Source organism: Acinetobacter sp. ANC 4805 (assembly GCF_022549495.1).
Classification (GTDB): Bacteria; Pseudomonadota; Gammaproteobacteria; order Pseudomonadales; family Moraxellaceae; genus Acinetobacter.
Map to the genome: position 1 here is coordinate 22,919 of NZ_JAKZGD010000007.1, position 21,408 is coordinate 44,326.

Annotated in this window: 20 protein-coding genes; 6 read left to right on the plus strand and 14 right to left on the minus strand. The window is 39.9% G+C overall.

Annotation, left to right across the window (positions count from 1 at the left end; genetic code table 11):
* Positions 1-7: 7 nt before the first annotated feature.
* On the minus strand, positions 8-1,225 hold the full coding sequence (gene purT / locus MMP60_RS10620; protein ID WP_171067649.1) for a formate-dependent phosphoribosylglycinamide formyltransferase: 1,218 nt from the start codon (positions 1,223-1,225) through the stop codon (positions 8-10).
* 121 nt (positions 1,226-1,346) lie between these two features.
* Positions 1,347-1,736, minus strand: coding sequence for a tautomerase family protein (locus MMP60_RS10625; RefSeq protein WP_241336232.1), 390 nt, complete (start codon positions 1,734-1,736; stop codon positions 1,347-1,349).
* A gap of 195 nt (positions 1,737-1,931) precedes the next feature.
* Between MMP60_RS10625 and MMP60_RS10630 the strand changes: the two genes are divergently transcribed.
* Positions 1,932-2,396, plus strand: a complete 465-nt coding sequence (locus MMP60_RS10630) for a hypothetical protein (RefSeq protein WP_241336233.1) — start codon at positions 1,932-1,934, stop codon at positions 2,394-2,396.
* Positions 2,397-2,453: 57 nt separating this feature from the next.
* Here the strand turns inward: MMP60_RS10630 and MMP60_RS10635 are convergent, their stop codons facing one another.
* Both MMP60_RS10635 and MMP60_RS10640 read right to left on the minus strand, forming a co-directional pair.
* A complete protein-coding gene (locus MMP60_RS10635; RefSeq protein ID WP_241336403.1) occupies positions 2,454-2,729 on the minus strand; it encodes a hypothetical protein in 276 nt (91 codons plus the stop codon).
* A gap of 215 nt (positions 2,730-2,944) precedes the next feature.
* Positions 2,945-3,649, minus strand: a complete 705-nt coding sequence (locus tag MMP60_RS10640; RefSeq protein WP_241336234.1) for a Crp/Fnr family transcriptional regulator — start codon at positions 3,647-3,649, stop codon at positions 2,945-2,947.
* A gap of 105 nt (positions 3,650-3,754) precedes the next feature.
* On the opposite strand from MMP60_RS10640, the gene MMP60_RS10645 reads away from it, so the two are divergent.
* Both MMP60_RS10645 and MMP60_RS10650 read left to right on the plus strand, forming a co-directional pair.
* Complete coding sequence (locus MMP60_RS10645) at positions 3,755-4,288, plus strand: Mpo1-like protein (protein ID WP_241336235.1); 534 nt, start codon at positions 3,755-3,757, stop codon at positions 4,286-4,288.
* Positions 4,289-4,421: 133 nt separating this feature from the next.
* On the plus strand, positions 4,422-4,997 hold the full coding sequence (locus tag MMP60_RS10650) for a hypothetical protein (RefSeq protein WP_241336236.1): 576 nt from the start codon (positions 4,422-4,424) through the stop codon (positions 4,995-4,997).
* Positions 4,998-5,025: 28 nt separating this feature from the next.
* Here MMP60_RS10650 and MMP60_RS10655 read toward each other — a convergent pair whose 3' ends face one another.
* Entirely contained in the window at positions 5,026-5,814 is a 789-nt protein-coding gene (locus MMP60_RS10655; RefSeq protein ID WP_241336237.1) for an alpha/beta hydrolase, read from the minus strand.
* 147 nt (positions 5,815-5,961) lie between these two features.
* On the opposite strand from MMP60_RS10655, the gene MMP60_RS10660 reads away from it, so the two are divergent.
* Positions 5,962-6,867 (plus strand): helix-turn-helix domain-containing protein, encoded by a 906-nt coding sequence (locus MMP60_RS10660; protein WP_241336404.1) that lies wholly within the window; start codon positions 5,962-5,964, stop codon positions 6,865-6,867.
* On the opposite strand, the gene MMP60_RS10665 is transcribed toward MMP60_RS10660, so the two are convergent.
* The 8 genes from MMP60_RS10665 to MMP60_RS10700 form a co-directional block, all read right to left on the minus strand.
* Positions 6,860-7,705 (minus strand): GGDEF domain-containing protein, encoded by an 846-nt coding sequence (locus tag MMP60_RS10665; RefSeq protein ID WP_241336238.1) that lies wholly within the window; start codon positions 7,703-7,705, stop codon positions 6,860-6,862. The genes MMP60_RS10660 and MMP60_RS10665 overlap by 8 nt on opposite strands.
* Before the next feature lie 21 nt (positions 7,706-7,726).
* Entirely contained in the window at positions 7,727-8,818 is a 1,092-nt protein-coding gene (ychF, locus tag MMP60_RS10670; protein ID WP_241336239.1) for a redox-regulated ATPase YchF, read from the minus strand.
* A gap of 99 nt (positions 8,819-8,917) precedes the next feature.
* Entirely contained in the window at positions 8,918-9,577 is a 660-nt protein-coding gene (locus MMP60_RS10675; protein ID WP_241336240.1) for a methionine ABC transporter permease, read from the minus strand.
* On the minus strand, positions 9,558-10,628 hold the full coding sequence (locus tag MMP60_RS10680; RefSeq protein WP_241336241.1) for an ATP-binding cassette domain-containing protein: 1,071 nt from the start codon (positions 10,626-10,628) through the stop codon (positions 9,558-9,560). Before MMP60_RS10680 ends, MMP60_RS10675 begins: the two co-directional genes overlap by 20 nt.
* Before the next feature lie 11 nt (positions 10,629-10,639).
* Entirely contained in the window at positions 10,640-11,470 is an 831-nt protein-coding gene (locus tag MMP60_RS10685; RefSeq protein ID WP_241336242.1) for a MetQ/NlpA family ABC transporter substrate-binding protein, read from the minus strand.
* 27 nt (positions 11,471-11,497) lie between these two features.
* Positions 11,498-12,910 (minus strand): LLM class flavin-dependent oxidoreductase, encoded by a 1,413-nt coding sequence (locus tag MMP60_RS10690; RefSeq protein WP_241336243.1) that lies wholly within the window; start codon positions 12,908-12,910, stop codon positions 11,498-11,500.
* Complete coding sequence (locus MMP60_RS10695; protein WP_241336244.1) at positions 12,910-14,133, minus strand: SfnB family sulfur acquisition oxidoreductase; 1,224 nt, start codon at positions 14,131-14,133, stop codon at positions 12,910-12,912. The genes MMP60_RS10690 and MMP60_RS10695 overlap by 1 nt, the downstream gene beginning before the upstream one ends.
* Before the next feature lie 13 nt (positions 14,134-14,146).
* Complete coding sequence (locus tag MMP60_RS10700) at positions 14,147-15,358, minus strand: SfnB family sulfur acquisition oxidoreductase (protein WP_241336245.1); 1,212 nt, start codon at positions 15,356-15,358, stop codon at positions 14,147-14,149.
* Between the two features lie 358 nt (positions 15,359-15,716).
* On the opposite strand from MMP60_RS10700, the gene MMP60_RS10705 reads away from it, so the two are divergent.
* Both MMP60_RS10705 and MMP60_RS10710 read left to right on the plus strand, forming a co-directional pair.
* Positions 15,717-16,487 (plus strand): glutathione S-transferase family protein, encoded by a 771-nt coding sequence (locus MMP60_RS10705; RefSeq protein ID WP_241336246.1) that lies wholly within the window; start codon positions 15,717-15,719, stop codon positions 16,485-16,487.
* A 472-nt stretch (positions 16,488-16,959) separates the two neighbouring features.
* Positions 16,960-17,430 carry an Lrp/AsnC family transcriptional regulator gene (locus tag MMP60_RS10710; protein ID WP_004653077.1) on the plus strand — a complete coding sequence of 157 codons (471 nt, stop codon included), beginning with the start codon at positions 16,960-16,962 and terminating at the stop codon, positions 17,428-17,430.
* Positions 17,431-17,565: 135 nt separating this feature from the next.
* On the opposite strand, the gene putA is transcribed toward MMP60_RS10710, so the two are convergent.
* Entirely contained in the window at positions 17,566-21,327 is a 3,762-nt protein-coding gene (gene putA, locus MMP60_RS10715; protein WP_241336247.1) for a trifunctional transcriptional regulator/proline dehydrogenase/L-glutamate gamma-semialdehyde dehydrogenase, read from the minus strand.
* Positions 21,328-21,408: the final 81 nt, after the last annotated feature.

Sequence of the window (21,408 nt, forward strand, 5' to 3'; positions counted from 1 at the left end):
ATTTAGGTTAAGAGTTCGTTTGTACAATCACTTGGTCAGCAGCTTGTTTTGCTAGCTCACGGGCAAGATCTGTCGTTTCAGCACGGGCAGTTGCAACCCCCATACGACGGCGTTTAAAGCCTTCAGGCTTACCAAATAAACGTAAGTCAGTATTTGGATTGGTTAAAGCAAGATTCACGCCAGTAAAGCTGAGGTTATTCGCATCTACACCTGCATAAATCACGGCACTTGCCGCAGTACTATGGCGAGCTGTATTGACAGGCAAACCTAAAATAGCACGTGCATGCAGTTCAAATTCACTTTGGAATTGTGAAGCTAAAGTCACGAGACCCGTATCATGTGGGCGAGGAGAGACTTCACTAAACCAAACTTTATCGCCTTTGATAAATAGTTCTACCCCAAAGATACCACAGCCACCTAATGCTGTTGTTGCTTTGTGTGCAATACGTTTTGATTCTTGCAATGCTGCCGCTGTCATTGGTTGAGGCTGCCAGCTTTCAACATAGTCGCCCGCATCTTGACGGTGTCCAATTGGATCGCAGAAATGAGTTTCGATTTCGCCAGTCTGTGGGTTTTTTGCACGGACTGTTAGTAGGGTGATTTCAAAGTCAAAATCAATTTGTGATTCAATAATCACCGTGCCTTGATTGACACGACCGCCTTGCATTGCATATTCCCAAGCGGCATCAACTTCATCAAAGCTTTTAACACGTGATTGACCCTTGCCAGATGAAGACATCACAGGTTTTACAAAGTTTGGATAACCAATGTCATCACATGCAGCACGGAAGCTTTCTAAAGTATTGGCAAAGCGATAAGCAGAGGTGGGTAAACCGAGTTCTTCAGCAGCTAAACGACGAATTCCTTCTCGGTTCATCGTAAGATTCACTGCCTTAGCTGACGGAATGACCGTCGCCGTTTGACTTTGCTCAATTTCCACGAGCACTTCAGTTGCAATCGCTTCAATTTCAGGAACGATTAAATTGGGTTTAATTGTTTCAATGAGTTGTTTTAACTCAGTTGGATCAGCCATATTCAAGGTATAAGAGAAATGCGCAACTTGCATGGCTGGTGCATGATCATAACGATCCGCAGCATGAACTTCGACACCTAAGCGTTGTAAAGAAATCACAACTTCTTTACCAAGCTCCCCAGAACCTAACAGTAAAACCTTAAATGCAGAAGATTGAAGTGGAGTTCCAAGAGTGACGCTCATGCGTGTAATCCTATCCTGAGTAATTTGTAGTTAAGCATAGCAGAACTTTTTACTGAATTAAGCTTGTCTGATACAAAAAAAACATGGTTTTGTTAGACAAAAAATGTGAATAACAACAACGTTGCTCTGTTTAAACATCGACTTGATAGTTAAGTCGTAATTCATCTGCATTTTGACCACGGATTCCCCAATTTGATTTTGGTGTTTCAAAAATTGTAATTTCAATATCTTGAGGGGAAATACCGCATTGTTGTTGGATATTAGAAAAGATGGTTTGAATGAAATGTTTTTTCGTAGCGATTGTTCTGCCCTCGAACATTGAAATTTCAATAATCAAATAATGTTCACTTCGGTCATTTGGATAAATAAAATCTTCTGTTGCCAACGCAATAAAGCGCTGAAATTTCTTCTCTCTAGGATAGTTTAAGCTTGTGACCAATGCTTGATGAATTGCATCTGACAGTTGGCTTCTAAACTGATCAATCGTTTGGCGTAGTGCGTAAATTTTTATTTGTGACATAAGTCGATGGTTCCAAAATTAAGTTCCAAGATTTTCTGTTCAGGTGATTGCTTTATTCACGTACTTTAAATGATATTGGTATGAAATCAATTCTTTAGAAAATAGCTTGTTATATGGGGTAAATCAGTAACAATGATTGAGTATTGTCGCTGAATTGACTAGCATAATGCCCAAATGTTTCATTGGTGATTTGATATGTTTAATACAAAAACTCATGTAGCAACAATCATGTTGTTCAGCAGCCTTTTATTGACTGCATGTGATCATTCAAGCAATGAGCCAGAGAAAAAAGTGGAGATTAAACCAGCGCCAAAACTTAATAATGATGCAACGACATATGCACGCGCTGCTTGGAAGTTAATTAATCAAATTGATTCAATTGTTTATAATAGACAAACTGCTGAGATTGAAGAAAAAGTTAGAAAACCTTTGCGTCAGCTCAGTACTGATTGGCGAATTAATGTGAAGATGACTGATTCTGTGACTGAAGGGAAATATGCGCTGTGTCGTAAAGCTTTGACTAGTCTTGATACTTGGGCAAGGGATGTAAAAGATAATTCGAGTTCATCGGCTCAAAAGCAAGCTGACTATGAGCGTGATAAAGCACAGTGCAAAGATGCGATTGATAACCCAGCTTTAGGAAATACATCGCCAAAATAATAAAAAGCGAGATGATGAATCTCGCTTCAGCTGGTTAAAGCTATCATGAGTTTGGGGTTATGACGTTTTTGCTGCTTCCTGCTTGATTTGAGTGGTTGATGTTGTTGCTGCTTTTTTAGTATCCGATGACATTTTCATGCTGTCATGTTTCATCGCATCTTTTGCTTTCGTTGTTTCTTTTTGGGTTTTTACGACATTTGCTGCTACACACTTGCCACCTTTATGGTTTGGCCCTGTGCCACCTTGTAATTGAGTGCCTTTCGGGCAGGCAAATGCACTTGCACTTAATACGGTGAATAAGCCTGCTGTTAAAATTGTTGCGACTTTTTTCATGGTTGTCATCTGAATGAGCTAAGCGATAGTGCTTAGCATTAATCTAGATGAATTTATAACAACAAAGCAGGTTGATTTTGTTAATAATTTTAATTGATGCGTAGTGTTTTATAGCGAGAGTTTATCTTTTAATTTATGTTTAAGATTAACAAGATATTGGAGTGAAGAAAGCGATTGCTAAACTTTAAAATAAGATAAAATCATAGCGATATTTTTTATTCTTTTAAATAACCAACGATGGCTAATTTTTTTAACTTTTCAAGATCAAGCACCTCTATTTTTTTAAAGCCAAGTTGAATGATCCCTTGTTTTTCAAATACATTCAATTCTTGATTCACTGTTTGTCTGGAAATCGTCAGCATATTGGCAAGTTGATCTTGTGAAATTTGAATATTGAAATCTTGAATAGAAGAACGGTTGCCATAGCCTTCAAGTATAAATAACAAGCGTTGTGCAAGGCGTTGGCTAATACTTTGAGTCTGAATTGCAATTTGTTCTAAAAAGACATAACGAAGTTTTTGACTGGTGAGCAATGCAAAGTAGTACCAGTAATAAGGATTTTGGAGTAGAAATGCGTTAAGTGGTTGTGCTGGAATCTGTAAAACGATACTTTTTTTAAGTGCAATAGCATCATGGGAACGCAGTTGTTGGTCGATTAGTGAAATCTCACCAAACCACATGATAGGTTCTGCAATTGCAGCAATTGCTTCATTCCCATTGACGTCGATATAGCCCAAACTAATCGATCCTTCAAGCACACCATAAACACCATCAAAAATGTCTTGGGCATGAAACACGGCAGTGTTTTTTTCTATGCTATGTTTTTTACCATGTTCAATAATAAAGTTTTGGAATGGTTCAGCGAGATGACTAAACCAAGAATTTTGCTGCAAATTTTTAATATAAATTGCATCTAACACAACATTTCCTTTGTAAAAATAAATCTATTTGTCAGCTATATGACAACTTCATCCAATCATTTCTTATAGATTAACAGCATAAACTAATTATATGAGGAATGAGCAATGACAAATTTGGAACGTCAACTCAGCCAATATGCTGCTTATCATTTAGATCGAAATAATATTATGACCCATTTTGTGGGGATTCCTTTAATTGTTTTCTCAATCTTATGTTTAACTGCGCGAGCAGGCATCGAGATATCAGGTTTTCCTATGACATTGGCAATGCTGCTCATTGTTTTAAGTAGTATTTATTATCTTACACTCGATAAGCTATTTGGCACTTTAATGCTGCTTTTGTTGGTATTGGCTTATCCTTTTTCAGTAAAAATTGCAGCTTTATCCATGTGGAGTTGGTTAGGTGCGAGCGTTGGTATTTTTGTTGTAGGCTGGGTCTTTCAGTTTGTAGGACATTATTTTGAAAAGAAAAAACCTGCTTTTGTTGATGACCTGATTGGTTTGGCAATTGGTCCATTGTTCGTTTTAGCTGAGTTCGTATTCTTACTGGGTTTCCGTAAACCATTACATCAGCGTATTTTGAAAGAAGCTGAAAGCAAACGTGCCGCGATGGATATGAAAGTCCAAACTGCATCTTAAGCCCAGATAATTTTAAAAGAGCCGAGATCATTTAGATTTCGGTTTTTTTATTGCAATAAATAGATCATTTAAAATGTGCGATCAGCTTGTTATGCTGAATGGTCTTTAACCCAAGATTTATATTTAAAAGCAAATGACAGGACTTTACGAATATTGGTCATTACCGCACAAGTTAAGCATTAAATGTCCATCATGTCAGCGCAAAGCGAGTTTTGAATTTGCTCGATTAGCCAAGATTCAACTCAAAAAAGATATCGAGTATTTTCAGCAACATTCAGATTTTGAATATCAGCGTTTTCAGGATAGTTGTGGTGGTTATTGGAATGCTGCTTTTTACTATCCTAATTTATCGGTTGATCTTCAGCAGATTCACGATTTACCTGAGACCTATGATGTACAAAAATGGTCTGTGGCTTATTCTTTAATGAATAAAGGAGGTGTAGTGTGTGAGTCTTGTGATTGTCGTCAAAAACATGAACTGAATTGGCAGAATGATGCTTATTATGTGGTGATGTATAGACAACAAGTGCTATGGGCATTTCATCGTGAAGCGGCGATTGATCTCTATGACTATTTAAAAGAAGATTTACGCGATCATAAAAAATATCGCCACTCCTTCTTTTTATTGCATATTCCGACGATTTTTAAACAGAAGAAGGCAAGGGTGCATGTGACCAAACAATTACAGAAATTATTAAAAAATCAGTAAGACAAAATTACTGATTTTTAGTGTCATTTTAGGCGTAGACTGCAACAAATTCCTTGATGATTTGAACAATCAGTTGCGGTTTTTCTCGATGAGGAACGTGTCCACACGCTTCAATCAAATGTAATTCAGCATCTGCATATTGGGCTAATCGTTCAGGTTGCGCTAAGCTACCGTATTCATCATTGTGACCATGAATGGCGAGCAATTTTGTTTGTAATACTTTGAGGTCATTGTCCAGATTCCAATTGCGAAATGCAGGTGAAAGCCATGTTTCAGTCCAAGCATCCAAAACCCATTGTGCTTTTTCTGCATGATATTTTTTGAGTTTTTGCAATTGTTCAGGCTGTTGGAACATCTGTTTTGCATCAGAAACGGCATCTAAGGTCTTTTGTTCAATATATGCCTGAGCTGCTTCCGTAATCACCGCAACGCATTTGAATGGATATTGAGCTGCAAAGCTGACCGCCATGCCACCACCAACACTATGACCCAGTGCAATCACTTGTGAGATTTCAAGCTGATCTAAAAGTTCAGCAGCAACTTGAGCTTCTTGTTGGATAAAATCGGTAGAGAGTTGTGTGTCGCTTGCATCAGATTGTCCAAAGCCGTGACGATCATAGGCAATAATCATGCGATTAGTTTTGATGCAAAGTTGTTCAGGAAAATCTCGCCATAGTTGCACGCAGCCTAAAGAGTCATGGAATAATAAAATCGGAATTTGTTTGTTTGGTTCAGTTTGTTGTGGCTGCCATATCTTTACAAAAAGATTGCCTTCAATGGTTGATATGATTTTTTCAACTATTTCAAAGTGTTGCATGGTAAGATGCTCCAAATGTATAAATTGAATATCAGAATAGTTAAAAACCATTGTGTGATATAGATATAATCATGACGATCAATAGTCTGATCGTGCCATATCGAAATGAAAAGAGTTGCAATTCTTGCTTATGATGGATGTTGGGCAATGAGCCTGATGATGGTTAAGGATTTTTTTCATGTCGTGGCTTTGTTGGAAGCGCGACAGGGTCAGGTTGCAACATACCAAGTTGAAATTCTGAGTATCGATGGATTAGCGAAACAGAGTGCAAGTGGAGCACAGATCGATGTAGATGGGCATATCATGCTAGATCGCATTTACGATTTGGTGATTATTCCTAGTTTTGAGGGGAAGCAGTTAGCAACATTAACATTACAAAGCCATGATTTAGTGCTGTGGATTAGAAGTTTAATACAACAGCAGATTGCTATTTTAGCTGTTACAACGGGTGTTTATTTTATTGCAGCAACCAAACTTGCTGATCATATGCTGTTAGCAACCCATTGGGCTTTTATTCGTGAGCTGAAAGGTTTATTTCCTAGCTGTTCATTTACTAAAAATCGAAACTATCTACACGCAGGATCGGTCTATAGCACAGGGACATTATTGGGTACGTTTGATGCTTTACTGGGCATCGTTGCACAGTATAAAGGGGACTATTTTGCTCAATTGTGTGCAAGCCATTTGTTAATGACCTTGCCACAATCATTGAATCCCGTATTACCGATGTATCGTAACCACTGTGATGAAGCCGTATTGCAAGTACAAGATTGGTTAGATGAACATTGTGCTGCGGAAAACCGCATTGCCGATTTGGCTCAGCAATTTAACTTTAGTGAGCGAAATTTAAAACGGCGTTTTCAATTGGCGACACAGATTTCACCCAATCAATATTTGCAACAGGTGAGAGTTGATAAAGCCAAGAAGTTATTATTAACCACAGATATGACTATTCAGCAAATTGCTTATGAAGTGGGCTATGAAAATGTGAGTTTTTTTATTCGAATATTTAAAAAGGTCACAACTTGTACACCGACGCAATGGGTCAAATAAATGATTGAATCGTTGTTTGTGATTTACCTAAAGATTTTGATTGATACATGAGCTGATCTGCGGTCTTGGTTGCATCTTCTAGGTTTTCTGGCAATTCGGATAAAATGGCTAAACCCATACTAAAATCGACGCCATATTTTTGATTTAAGCCACTTTCTGCAAATAAGGTTCTGAGGCGCTGGTCGCACAGGTGTGCTTGAGTTTCATCAGCATCCAATAAAATAATTGCAAATTCATCACCGCCTAAACGCGCAATAATGTCTGATGAACGGCAGGCTTTTTTTAGAACTTGTGAAAACTGTAACAGAACTTCATTTCCACGATGATGTCCATGAGTATCATTGACGGCTTTAAAACCATCAAGATCAATAATGCCAACAGCGAAAAGTGACTGTTTGCGAAAATTCAATTTACGTAAAATACGATATTCAATATCGAAGGCACGGCTATTATCAAGTGAGGTAAGTTGGTCTTTCATTGCCAAATTTTTCATTTCCTGCCAGTTTTTACGAACATTTATAAGCAAGAAAGCAACGATTGAAAATAGACCTAAACGAACTGTGGCATTCCAAAACGGAATAATGTGATTGGAGTAGGGGTGACCTGCATTAATATCTGCAAGTAGCCAAGTAATGGCTGAAAGCAAAATGGTAATAATTGTAATTTTAGTGTGGTCGTACCATGCCGCAATCGAGATTGGAATGAGATAAAACACAGAGAACGAATATTCATAACCTGTAGCAAGGTCAACTGATCCTAATACGACGAGAATGATAAAAATCAAAACACGCCGTAAAGTCAGATCATGTGCAAATAATCGTCCTAGGGTTTTTTCCATAGTGCTTTTATATTGAAATAATTACACGTTAAAACGGAAGTGTAATACATCGCCGTCTTGAACGACATAGGTTTTACCTTCTAAACGCCATTTACCTGCTTCTTTTGCACCATTTTCACCGTTGTATTGAATGAAGTCATCATAAGCAATACATTCTGCACGAATAAAGCCTTTCTCGAAGTCGGTATGAATGACACCAGCTGCTTGTGGCGCAGTCGCACCGACTTTAACCGTCCAAGCACGCACTTCTTGTACGCCCGCAGTGAAGTAAGTTTGTAAGCCAAGTAGGCTATAACCTGCACGAATCACGACGTTTAAGCCTGGTTCTTCCATACCCATTGCTTCTAAGAATTCAGCACGGTCTTCATCTTCGAGTAATGAAATTTCAGCTTCGATCTGGTTGCAAAGTGGTACAACAATGGCATTCTCTTCAGCAGCCAGTTTTTTTACTGCATCAAGATGTGGGTTATTTTCAAAACCATCTTCTGCAACGTTAGCAATATACATGGTTGGTTTAAGCGTCATTAAACCGAAACCACGCACTGCTTTACGTTCATCATCAGAAAGGTCAGCCGCACGTGCTGGTTTGCCTTCATCTAATAAGGGTTGAATTTTTTCTAAAGCTGCTTTGGTTGCAATCGCGTCTTTGTCGCCACCTTTTGCTGCTTTAGTTAAGCGTAATAATGCTTTTGCAACGGTATCAAGGTCAGCAAGTGCAAGTTCAGTATTGATGGTTGCAATGTCATCTAATGGGTCAATTCTACCATTTACATGGATCACGTTTTCATCTTCGAAACAACGTACCACGTGTGCAATGGCATCAGTTTCACGGATATTGGCAAGGAATTGGTTACCCAAGCCTTCACCTTTGGATGCACCAGCAACCAAACCTGCGATATCAACAAATTCCATTGTGGTTGGAATAACACGTTGCGGTTTAACAATCGTTGTAAGTTTGTCTAAACGTGGATCTGGAACAGGGACAATACCTGTATTCGGTTCAATGGTACAGAACGGAAAGTTTTCAGCTGCAATCGCTGCCTTTGTTAATGCATTGAACAATGTAGATTTACCTACGTTTGGCAGACCAACAATACCGCAATTAAAACCCATGAAACCACTCACAAATGTGTTATTTAAAAATTGCTGCTGATTTTACATGAAAGCCATGACAAAGTCAGGTCATGGCGAGTGCGGATTTTTATTTCGAGCTTAAACTTTGCGTTTATCGAGCTGTTTGGCAATATTATCGCCTGTCGTTTGTACCAACATGACCAAAACAATCAGGACTAAAATCACCGCCAGCATGACTTGCATATCAAAACGTTGATAGCCGTAGCGATAGGCGATATCGCCCAAACCGCCTGCACCAATGGCACCTGCAATGGCAGAAGAACTGATCATGGTCACAATAGTCACAGTAAAACCTGCAACTATCCCCGGTAAAGCTTCAGGAAGCAATACATGCCAAAGAATCTGCTTGCGGTTACAGCCCATCGCTTGTGCTGCCTCAATCAACCCTTGATCGACTTCACGTAGACTGACCTCTGCAATACGTGCGAAGAAAGGAATCGCGGCGATGGTCAACGGCACAATTGCAGCCAAGACCCCATAGCTGGTGCCGACAATCCAGCTGGTAAATGGAATCAAAGCCACCATCAAAATCAGGAAGGGGACTGATCGAGTGATGTTAATGATCCAGCCTAATGACTGATTGATTTTTTTGGAAGGATAAATCCCAAAATCAGCAGTACTCACCAAAATTAAAGCAATTGGCAGACCAATCAAAAAGGCGAGAATCGCTGAAACACCGACCATGATTAAAGTATCGGTAGTGCCTGTCAGTAATAGATCAATGAGTTGATTGTACATAACCGATCACCTCAAGTTGTGTTATAGCAGGATGTTTTTCAGATTGTGAGTGGTTGAGATCAAAGTCGAGATTGCGAATCCCGATGATTAGTGAACCGATGGTACGTTGCTGAATGGTATCTATCTGACTGTAATACACCTGAACGGGGCTATTAAAGCCATCCAATAGTTCATATAAATCAGGCACTGATTTCGATTCACTGACATATTTCAATTTTAAAATCTGATGCGTACTCTGAGGCAGAATGGTTTGGCTCAACTCAAAGGGTAAATTCACCTGTTCAAAGTTGAGTAATTCCTGCGTGATCTGTTGTTGTGGATTGGAAAATACTGACCAGACTTGCCCAGCTTCAACAATTTCACCTTGATCAATTACAATCACCTGATCGCAAATTTCTTGGATAACCTGCATTTCATGGGTGATCAAGACAATGGTTAAACCGAGGTCTTGATTGATCTGTTTTAATAAGGACAGAATATTGGCGGTACTTTCAGGGTCTAGTGCTGAGGTTGCTTCATCACAGAGCAGGATTTCAGGCTGAGAAACTAAGGCACGTGCGATCCCTACACGTTGTTTCTGCCCACCAGAAAGTTGAGCAGGATAATCATTTCGCTTTACTTCTAATCCAACTAGCGTCAGTACCTCACTGACCCGTTGTTCGATCTCAGCCTTGTCGTAACCCGCAATACGTAGCGGTAAAGCTACGTTTTCCCACACCGTTTTGGCAGACATTAAATTAAAATGTTGAAAAATCATGCCAATTTTCTGCCGAGTTTTAATCAACTCGGCATGGCTAAATTCTGCAATATTTTGTTGATGAATCAGAATACTACCTGTATCAATTGACTCTAAGCCGTTTAAGGTACGGAGTAGGGATGATTTACCTGCGCCACTTTTGCCGATAATCCCAACAATCTGTGCTTTGGGAATATCGATATTAATGTCTTTTAAGGCATGTAAGCGTTGGCCCTGTACATCATAAAACTTATTTAAACCACGTATTTTTAGATGTGGGACTGAAAAATCGACCTGTGAACCAAAACTCACCATGATTGTTCTCCTTATTTCCAACCTGGGAACCACAACGTTGGACCGAAATCGCTATCTAATGCAGCTTTGACTTTAGGTGAGTTTTGATAAATCTCGACAAATTTCTGTAGTTTGTTGTCTTTGTCCTGATAGTCATCACGCACCACAAATAAAATTGCATAACGTTTATTGGTGTTATCATCAAACAACAAGGCACTTTCAGGATCAGCCGTTTTGGCCAAACGTAAGTAATGCGGATAACCAAAAGCGAGATCAACATCGTCAATTGCACGTGCAGTTTGCGGTCCTTCAACTTCAGTAAATTTGAGGTTTTTCGGATTTGCGGTAATGTCCTTCAGTGCAGAAAGATGATTGTTACTGTCTTTCAGTTCAATCAGCTTGGCTTGTTGCAACAGCAATAAAGCACGGCCTTGATTAACTGGGTCATTTGGAATAGCCACCGTTGCACCATTCGGGAGTTCATCAAAACTTTTATATTTTTTTGAATACAGTCCAACATGTGAAGCTGCACCTGCAGCAAAGGATTTTAATTTAAAGCCAGTTTCCTTAATGGCATTATCCAAAAAAGGCTGATGCTGGAAAAAGTTCGCATCAATATCACCATGATTCAAAGTGATGTTTGGGGTATTCCAGTCTGAAAACTCGACCAATTTGACATTCAAACCTTGTTGTTTGGCTTCATCTGCTGCAACTTGCAGTGGATGAGCAAAAGAAGGACTGATCCCAATCACCAGTTCACTGCTATGGTTCTGTCTTTGTTTATTCCAGATCAATAAGGCAATAATCGCAACGACGATAACAAGGCCAATACCAAGCCATTTTTTTGAGGCTGTTTGAGCCATATATTTCTCCAATTCTTTTCTTAAATGTTAAGCACTAATTTCTTCAATTATTTTTAGCTCATCTGTGTTGTTATGCGTTCGACATCGGAACTGATCAGCTGGATGGCTTGCAGCTAAATGATCGCCTTGGGCAAATAGCTTATTGCGTAATGAGCCTGTGGCATATTCAGTTTTATAACGTCCACGTTGCTGTAACTCCGGGATCACTAGGCGAATGAAATCATGGTGTGATTCAGGTGCAACCGTACGAGTCAGGTTAAAACCATCAATGCCGGTCTGATCAAGCAGTTCAATGAGATATTCCGCAACTTCAGCACCACTGCCTACAATAAGCGGATAACGTCCACCCAAAACATGCTGTGCTTTCAGATCATTTTTGCTGATGCGCTGTTCTTTAAATTTCTCATTGACGGAAGCAATGCTATTGCTCTTTTGATAAGGAATCGTTTCATCATCTGCAAACTGTGAAAGATCAATTCCGACTGAACTGGCATAATGCGCTAGACCTGCTTCAGGGCTGGCATATTGACGATATTCAGCCAGTTTTTGCTGGGCAAGTTCATGTGTTTCCGCGACGACAACGGTAATACCGACAAAGATTTTAATCGCATCTTCATCTCGACCTTGTTGCTGTGCTTGTAGTCGTATTTTATTAACTTGCTGACGAATCTTTTCAGGTTGATCGCCGCCAATAAAAATACATTCGGCATGACGCGTGGCAAACTGTAGTCCTTTCGGTGAAGCACCTGCTTGGAAGAGTGTTGGCGTACGTTGAACCGATGGTGCAACCTGAAATACACCTTGGCTTTGGTAATATTGCCCTTGATGATTGATCGAGTGGACTTTATTGGGATTAGTAAAAACGCGCTGTTGTTTATCTTTCTTTAAGGCATCATTTTCCCAAGAACCTTCCCAATATTTATAGCAAAGCTGTAAAAATTCCTCAGCTTGATCATAACGCGCATCATGATCTTTCAAGCCTTTTTGCCCAATCAAACGTTCGGCACTATCCAAATAGCCTGTGACAATATTCCAGCCCAAACGACCTTGAGTTAAATGATCAAGACTGGCAAATCGCCGTGCAAATTGGTAGGGCTGTTCATAGCTGAGATTGACGGTCACACCAAAACTCAAATTTTGCGTGACCAAGGCCATCGCTGAAATCAGGGTGGAAGGGTCATGACTTGGTAACTGAATCGATTCTTTCAGGGTGAGATCGATGCCATTTTGATAGACATCATAGACACCTGTAATATCGGCTAGGAATAAACCATCAAACAAACCTTGTTCTAAGGTTTGTGCCAGTTCAGTCCAATAGCTCAATTCATTAAAGCGATGTGATTGATCACGCGGATGCGTCCATAAGCCATGATTGATATGACCGACACAGTTCATATCAAAGGCATTTAACAAGATTTTTTTAGCAGTCGTTTGACTCATTACAAAGTCCCCCGACGTGGAGGCAGAATGCCATTCAACACATAATTACCGATAAAGTAATATTTCCAGCGTGCAGCATCATGCAAGGTGTGTACACGCGCATTACGCCAATGACGATCCAATCCATCTGCACGTTGACTGCCACGACTACCCGCCAACTCAATCAATTTCGATGATGCATTTAATGCTGTTTCAGTACTATGTGCACGTATTTTTGCAACATCAATCGAGGCTTTGGCTAAGGTCTCAGCATTCAACTCATATTTAGCAGCATCGACAGATCGAGCTGCTTGTTTTAGTAAAAGTTCGCTGGCTTTGACATCGGTTGCCACACGACCGAGCTCAGATAGGGTTAGGGGGTCTTGAGTGGCGGAATCAATATTGGCATCAATCCAAGGGCGGGCAACACGCACACGCTCCAGTGTTTCTTCAAAAGCAGCACAGGCAATCCCGACTTCAATCGCTGCATGCATGATTTGCGCAAATGGTCCCACCAAAGATAGCTGCTTGAAGGCAGTATCAAAAGGAATTACATCCTCTTTGGCAACAAAGACCTGATTAAATTTGACTGTACCACTGCCTGTGGTACGTTGCCCAAAGCCAGACCAGTCATCAATCAGCTCTAAACCTTGGCTATCTCTTTGTACAAAGGCTAAAAACTCATTGCCCGTTTCATCAAGCACTAAAGTTGGAATACGATGTGCAAACAAGCTGCCCGTGCAATAAAACTTTTCGCCTTGAATCCGATAACCGTTTTCGCTTGGAATCAATGTGGTTTGCTTATGTGCAGAGGTACGTGTTTTAAATTCAGCCAGCGCATTACCAAAACGCGCACCTTGTAATACTTCTTGATAGAGGCGTTTCTTTTGCGCTTCCGTGCCCGTATTGCGCAATACTTCCAATGCATAAAAATGGTTTTGTGGAATCTGACCGATTGAACCATCCGCACCACTAAACAGCGCAATGACTTTGGCTACGGTTAGGCTGGAAACTTCTGCACCGCCGTATTGCTTTGGTACGGTAATTGCCCATAAACCTGATTGGCTATAGCTTTCGATTTCAGTAAATGGCAAGTTTCGATTGGCATCACGTTCAACTGCCGCTTGTTTAAACTGCTGACTGAGTTGAGTTGCAATTTCTAAAGCTTCTGCGTTGCTCTGAATAACATGCGCCGCTTTAAAATTGGCTTTGGCAAAACCTTGTAATTCTTGATATGAAGTCATGACGATTTACTCCTTAAATCCAAGCATGGCGGGCAGGGTATGTACCGTTGAGGTAGTAATCACCAATGGCATGGAATTTCCAACGCACAGGGTCATGTAGGGTATGCACACGGGCATTGCGCCAGTGTTGATCAAGATTATGTTGGCTCAGACTGGCACGACTGCCACCAAGTTCGAGTAACTTTTCTGAGATATGCAGGGCAGCATCATTGGCATAGATCTTTGCTTCCGCGACCAAAATCGAAGCACGAGCAGCTTGCTTGGCAGAAATCTCAGCAATTTGATCAAGTTCATCTAGATATTCGGCAGCATCGTCCAGTAATAAAATGGCAGCATCGAGCAAAATATTGAGCTTGCCAACTTCTTGTAAGGTGTAATGTTCATCACTGGCTTTTTCTACACCTGCATCAATAATGGGACGTGCTTTACGAATGCTAGATAAGGTGTCATCAAAAGCTGCTTCGGCAATCCCAACATCAATGGCAACCTGCAAAAGTTGAGAATACGCACCGCGTACATTTGGGGTGTCGGCAATAATGCGTTCATCAAAAAATAGTGTAGGATCAACGACAACGTTGTGTAATTTTACCGTTCCACTGGCAGTAGTACGTTGACCGAAGCCGTTCCAGTCATTAATCACTTCAACACCAGCAGCATGTCGATCAACGATCGCCAATACGGTATAGCCATCTGGGTGTAGGGCACGAATTGCTAACCAATCTGCAAAGCTCGTTCCAGTCGAGTAAAATTTTTCCCCGTTTAAAAAGTATTGCCCATTTTCCAACCTTAAAGTGGTTTGAATGGCTTTGGTATCTTTAGAATTTTTTTCAGGCCCACCATTGGCAATGCGTTTACCTACAAGTATTTCAGCATAAATAAACCGCTTTTGAGCGTCTGAACCTGTGATATTAATAAAATTTAAAAGACCGAATTGGTTTTGTGGAATTTGTCCAACATTGGCATCGGCTTTACTTAAAATACGAAACACATGGGCTAAGGTCTTATTGGAGACAAAAGCACCACCATAGTGTTGTGGTACACGGATTCCACCGAGACCTTTTTGGCTAAACTGAATGATTTGTTCAGTGGGTAAAACACGATTTTGATCTCGATGATTTCGATCTTCTAATGCAAAGTCAGCAACTTGATAGGCAGCGTTGATGGCCTGCTGATCATTTGAAATCAGTTGTACCTGAGTTCTGATGACTGATTGATTACTGGACATGTGAGCACCTCTAATAGATAAGAGGGACTTTACAAACATTTTACTTTTCGATTAAACCATCAGTTATGGTTTGTATATCATAATAATTCTTAAGTGTTTTTTATTGGAAAAATAACGTAAAAATTGATATTGAACTTATATTTAAAACAATCACTTACCTTTAATTGTATTTTACTTCTCAGTATAAAAGACTAATTCATATGCTAACGTTGGATAAGCTCAACAGAAAAACTTATAAATGGATTTAGCCAAAATTAAAAAAAGATAGATTGAAAAGGACATTGTATTGATTAAGTTTTACTTCTAAAGTAAGAAAATCTTATGTTTGAACCAATAGAAAAATAAAACTGGAGAATTTATGCGGGTTTTATACCAATTTCCTTTGTCTCACTATTGTGAAAAAGCTCGCTGGTTGTTAGATCATAAGGAACTGGACTATGTTGCACATAATTTGATTCCTGGCTTTCATCGTGCATTTACTTATTTAAAATCAGGGCAGTATTTATTGCCAATGCTGAAAGATGATAAACGATGGATTGCTGATTCAACACAAATCGCTTTATATCTAGATGCCACATATCCTGAACATGCATTGTTGAGACGTGATGAGCAATTGCGTGAACAAGCCTTGGAAATTGATAAGTTATCAGGTGAGCTTGGGGTTCATGTCCGCCGTTGGTCATTGGCGCAAGCGTTATCTGTCGGGGATCATCCACTTGAAATCATGATGGGTGAACAAGGCTATTTACGTCAGTTTGAAAAAATTTCTAAGCCTATTTTAAAGAGCCTAGTCTCTACAAATTATAAGCTCAATCCAGAGAAAGTTGCTAAATCCAAATTACGTATGACTGAATTGATTACGGATTTGAATCAACGTTTAATTGATAATCAGGGGCGCTATTTAGTTGGTGACCGCCTTGGTCTAGCCGATATTGCGATTTGTTCGATTCTTGCACCGCTGCTTGTGATTAAGGGAACGCCTTGGGAGCTTGAAAGCGATAATATTGAGCAATTTACAGGCGAAATCAGAGAATATCACGACTTTTTATTAGATCTACCGCTTGGGCAATATGTACAACGTATTTATGCGACTGAACGAAATGCACGTATTGATTGGCGTGGTTTATAAATTAGTTTCTGAATTAAAAAGCCCTGATTCATAATCGGGGCTTTTTAATGGGAAAGAAAAGAGGAAAATAGCCAATAAAGTAAAAAAAATATGGGGAATTAAAATTAATTTTTAAAATAAAATTCGTTTTAAACAGAAAATATTAGAAATTATTACCAAATTTACTTTAAAAAAACTAAAAAGGGGGAAATAATTATGAAAAGGCTTTGTTATCTTATGTTTCAGGTGAGGAACGATTAAAGTTCCGTAAGGGATCGAAACGAGTTGTTCATTATTGGAAGATCTGTTGAACAGTTGCTCAAAAGGTCTTGTTTCGGCTTTGAGACAAAGATAAACCAAAAGTTCATCGGAATCATGTTTGCGTTATTCATGCAGTATCGTCAAAAGTTAAACGAATGTTTTCCCTTGACCCTTAGAAATTACTGAGTAAGCAGTTCCGATAAAAACATAGATGAAAAGTGAGAACTGTAGAATGGAATTAGATCGTTTCGATAAACAAATTCTCGAGATTTTGACCGATGAAGATGTGAATTTGAATGAATTATCAGAGCGTATTAATCTTTCAGTGAGTTCGGTGCATCGCCGTATTAAAAACCTGATTGAATCCCAAGTGATGGGGCAACTGAAACGAGAGATTAATTTTAATAAACTCGGTTTTAGCTTACATATTCTTTTGCAGGTTTCTTTGAGCAAACATGATAGTGAAACCTTTGATAAATTCCTGCAAGAAATTGAAGATATTCCTGAAGTCACCAATGCCTTTTTAGTGACGGGGCAGAGTGCTGATTTTATTTTAGAACTTGTGGCACGTAATATGGATGACTATAGTGAAATTCTATTACGCCGTATTGGTAAGATTGACAGCGTTGTTGCACTACATTCCAGCTTCGTGATCAAAGAATACAATGTGTTTAACTGCTATAAGCTGTTAAATAAGCTATAAAATCTTTGAATTGTTTGTTAGTAAACGAGACAAGAGATGTCTTATGAGCGCGGTAAGTAAAATTATTTGAAACTTAAAAATAAAAACCCGAATCATGCGAACATGATTCGGGCTGGGAGATTGAAGACTATAAAACTAGTCTTCAGATAAAGTCATTAAACTCGCATTACCGCCGGCAGCAGCAGTATTTACACTAATAGCGCGTTCAATGACTAGACGTTCTAGAGGAATCTGCTCATCTGTCTTGAGATGAGTAATGCCCACGATTGCTCCAGAACGGTTCGCGATTTTGGTTTGCAGGTCAGTCAATTGCTCGACAGAACCATGATGTAAAACGGCATCAAAAGCATCTTTTTCAATACTTGAAATGACGGTGATAGCAGCTAAAACATCTTTTGGTAAAGATTTCTGATGTTTTGCCAAGAACATATTGTCTTTTAGTACCGCAGCAGAACTACCCACCGCAAAAATTGCAAGAAGTTGTTGCAATTGAGCACGTTCATCATTTGCAATTGAAAGTACACGATGACGAGGTAAGATAATGTATTGGTTGCTTTCACCCGTAGGGCCTTGCAACTCATAGAATTTGCCAACACCAAATGCTGAAATCATTGGAATTGCTTGAGACATATTTTGTTTTGCCCAAGACAATAGGTTTTGATAAGCAACATTGGATACAGCATCAAAGTGAGAGATTTCAGCTTTAACCGCAAATGGTGTTGCTAAAACTTTATCGGAGCAATGTTCCATCAAGCGATACATATACAGTGGACCACCTGCTTTTGGACCTGTACCTGATAAGCCTTCACCACCAAATGGTTGTACACCAACAACAGCACCTACGATGTTGCGGTTGATATATAAATTACCAACTTCGGCACGTTGAATCACAGTGTTGATGGTTTCATCAATACGTGTATGTAAACCCATGGTTAAGCCATAACCTTTAGCATTGATACGATTAATCAATTGCTCAAGTTCACCATACTTATAGGTGATGATATGTAGTACAGGGCCAAACACTTCACGCTCTAAATCGTCAAGATTTGGTAATTCAATCGCTGTGGGCGGAACAAATGTCCCTTGCGCAAGTGCTTGTTGGCTTGCAGCATCGTTAAGCATTAATTGATGAACAGGGTAGCCTTTAGATCTCATCTTTTGAATGTGTGTATCGATGGTTTGTTTGGCTTCAGTATCGATTACAGGACCAATGTCAGTTTTTAGGATTGCAGGGTTGCCTACGATCAACTGTTGCATTGCACCTTTCAGCATTTTGATCACAGTTGTAGCGCTATCTTCTTGTACACATAAGATACGAAGCGCAGAACAACGTTGACCCGCACTGTCAAATGCAGAACTGACTACATCGAGAACAACTTGTTCCGTGAGTGCAGAAGAATCCACGATCATCGCATTTTGACCACCTGTCTCTGCGATTAACGGGATTGGTTGACCATTTGGAGATAAACGTTTTGCCACCGTCTTTTGCAAAATTTTTGCAACTTCGGTAGAACCCGTGAACATGATGCCTTGGATACGATCATCTTGGCTGAGTTGTGCGCCAACAGTTTCTCCACGACCCGGAATAAGTTGAACCACGCCGTGTGGTACACCAGCTTCCCAAAGCATTTGCACAGCTTGTGCTGCGATCAATGGTGTCTGTTCCGCAGGTTTTGCAATCACACAGTTACCGCTGACCAATGCTGCTGCAATTTGACCAGAGAAAATCGCAAGAGGGAAGTTCCAAGGGCTAATACAAAGCACGGTACCTAATGGTTTTACCTGTGCATTTGCAGGTAAATTCTCAATCTGTGTTGCATAGTAACGTAAGAAGTCTACCGCTTCACGAACTTCTGCAATCGCATTGGCATAGGTTTTACCACTTTCACGGCAAAGTAATACCATCAATTCCTGAATGCGTGCTTCCATCAAATCAGCAGCGCGTTTTAAGCAAGCTGCACGTTCAACTTTATCTGTTGCAGCCCAGCTTTGTTCAGCTTGTACAGCTGCTTCTAATGCCAGTTGTACATCAGCGCTAGTTGCTTCATTCACATGACCGACAACTTCGCTATTTTGTGCAGGGTTTGTAATTGCAATCGCATTGCTTTGATCGTGAACTGTTGATTCAAAACCAAGTAAAGGCGCACTTTTCCAAATATGGCTACGTAGTTTTTGTGCTGTTGTATCTAATGCAGCTAAAGGTTGATCGTTATTTAAATCAAAACCACTTGAGTTCGGACGTAATGGGTAAAGATCATGCGGAAGTGGAATCGCAGGATGCTTTAAGCCAATCTGACCTTCATCTTTAGCAGCAGTTTGAATATCTTTGATTGGAGACTGAATTAAGTCTTCAACTTTTAACGTCTTATCAGCAATACGGTTTACGAATGAGGTATTTGCACCATTTTCAAGTAAACGACGGACTAAGTAAGCCAATAAAGTTTCATGGTTACCCACTGGCGCATAGACGCGGCATGGCACACCAAGTTTATTGTCTGCTTTTGAACCTACAACTTGCTCATACAAAGGTTCGCCCATACCGTGTAGGCATTGGAACTCATATTGACCTGGATAATATTTGCTTGGGTCTGCAAGTGTATAAATCGTTGCAAGTGATTGTGCATTGTGAGTTGCAAATTGCGGATAGACTTGATCTGGTGCAGCAAGGAGCTTCTTCGCACAAGCAATGTATGACAAATCAGTGTGAACTTTACGAGTAAACACAGGGTAGTCAGTCATGCCGTCAATTTGCGCTTTCTTGATTTCGCTATCCCAATATGCACCTTTCACCAAACGGATCATGAGGCGTTTGTTACTGCGTTTTGCAAGATCAACGATATAATCAACCACGTAGAAACAACGTTTTTGATAAGCCTGAATAACGAAACCAATGCCTTTCCAGTTCGCAAGTTTTGGTTCGAAACATAAACGTTCAAGTAGTTCGAGTGAGATTTCTAAACGTTCAGATTCTTCAGCATCGATGTTTAAGCCGATGTCGTATTGTTTTGCTAAACATGCAAGTTCGAAAACTTTGTTGTAAAGCTCATGATGTACACGATCAATTTGCGCACGTTGGTAACGTGGGTGCAAAGCAGAAAGCTTAATCGAGATACCAGGACCTTCATAAACACCACGCCCGTTTGATGCTTTACCAATAGCGTGAATCGCTTGAGAGTAATCGTTATAATAACGTTCGGCATCATGGTCAGTTAACGCAGCTTCACCAAGCATATCGTATGAATAGCGGAAACCTTTGTGTTCAAATGGTTTTGCATGCTCAAGTGCTTCCTCGATGGTTTCACCCGTAACGAATTGCTCACCCATCATACGCATCGCGACATCAACTGCTTTACGAATGATGCCACGTCCACTGCGAGCGAGAAGACCTGTTAAAATACTTGATAAACTGGTTTGTTTAGGTGTTTCCATTAACTTACCAGTAAGCATTAAACCCCAAGCAGCGGCATTTACGAACATCAGGTTACTTTGACCTAAATGCTCTTTCCAGTTGCCTTGGTTGATCTTGTCACGAATTAATAAATCACGTGTTGCTGTATCTGGAATACGAAGTAATGCTTCTGCCAAACACATCAATGCCACACCTTCTTGTGAAGAAAGTGAGAACTCTTGGAGTAAACCTTGAACAATACCTGCTTTTCCAGCCGAGCTTTTACGTTCACGTAAATTATGTGCAAGACTGAATGCTAATTCATAAATTTTTTGATCAAGATCAGGAGAAATATCTGCTGCTTCTGCAAGCTGTTTAACCGCTTCAGGCTCAGCACGTCGCCAAGCCGTATTAATGCGTTGCTCAAACTCACTTTTTTCTTTAAATTCGGTGATATAACCGTCTGTGTGAGCTGTGTCCATTTGTGCGGGAGTATCCAATGTATTCATACTAAATTCCAATAACAATCTCTAGAACATATTGAGTAGAGAGGTTTAGATAATTTATGATTACAGAATAAAACCCGAGTA

Bases quoted from the DNA above. Each gene is read 5' to 3' on its own strand.
- MMP60_RS10625 (WP_241336232.1), bottom strand. From the start codon at position 1,736: ATGTCACAAATAAAAATTTACGCACTACGCCAAACGATTGATCAGTTT.
- MMP60_RS10630 (WP_241336233.1), top strand. From the start codon at position 1,932: ATGTTTAATACAAAAACTCATGTAGCAACAATCATGTTGTTCAGCAGC.
- MMP60_RS10635 (WP_241336403.1), bottom strand. From the start codon at position 2,729: ATGAAAAAAGTCGCAACAATTTTAACAGCAGGCTTATTCACCGTATTA.
- MMP60_RS10645 (WP_241336235.1), top strand. From the start codon at position 3,755: ATGACAAATTTGGAACGTCAACTCAGCCAATATGCTGCTTATCATTTA.
- MMP60_RS10650 (WP_241336236.1), top strand. From the start codon at position 4,422: ATGACAGGACTTTACGAATATTGGTCATTACCGCACAAGTTAAGCATT.
- MMP60_RS10655 (WP_241336237.1), bottom strand. From the start codon at position 5,814: ATGCAACACTTTGAAATAGTTGAAAAAATCATATCAACCATTGAAGGC.
- MMP60_RS10660 (WP_241336404.1), top strand. From the start codon at position 5,962: ATGAGCCTGATGATGGTTAAGGATTTTTTTCATGTCGTGGCTTTGTTG.
- MMP60_RS10665 (WP_241336238.1), bottom strand. From the start codon at position 7,705: ATGGAAAAAACCCTAGGACGATTATTTGCACATGATCTGACTTTACGG.
- ychF (WP_241336239.1), bottom strand. From the start codon at position 8,818: ATGGGTTTTAATTGCGGTATTGTTGGTCTGCCAAACGTAGGTAAATCT.
- MMP60_RS10675 (WP_241336240.1), bottom strand. From the start codon at position 9,577: ATGTACAATCAACTCATTGATCTATTACTGACAGGCACTACCGATACT.
- MMP60_RS10680 (WP_241336241.1), bottom strand. From the start codon at position 10,628: ATGGTGAGTTTTGGTTCACAGGTCGATTTTTCAGTCCCACATCTAAAA.
- MMP60_RS10685 (WP_241336242.1), bottom strand. From the start codon at position 11,470: ATGGCTCAAACAGCCTCAAAAAAATGGCTTGGTATTGGCCTTGTTATC.
- MMP60_RS10690 (WP_241336243.1), bottom strand. From the start codon at position 12,910: ATGAGTCAAACGACTGCTAAAAAAATCTTGTTAAATGCCTTTGATATG.
- MMP60_RS10695 (WP_241336244.1), bottom strand. From the start codon at position 14,133: ATGACTTCATATCAAGAATTACAAGGTTTTGCCAAAGCCAATTTTAAA.
- MMP60_RS10700 (WP_241336245.1), bottom strand. From the start codon at position 15,358: ATGTCCAGTAATCAATCAGTCATCAGAACTCAGGTACAACTGATTTCA.
- MMP60_RS10705 (WP_241336246.1), top strand. From the start codon at position 15,717: ATGCGGGTTTTATACCAATTTCCTTTGTCTCACTATTGTGAAAAAGCT.
- MMP60_RS10710 (WP_004653077.1), top strand. From the start codon at position 16,960: ATGGAATTAGATCGTTTCGATAAACAAATTCTCGAGATTTTGACCGAT.
- putA (WP_241336247.1), bottom strand. From the start codon at position 21,327: ATGAATACATTGGATACTCCCGCACAAATGGACACAGCTCACACAGAC.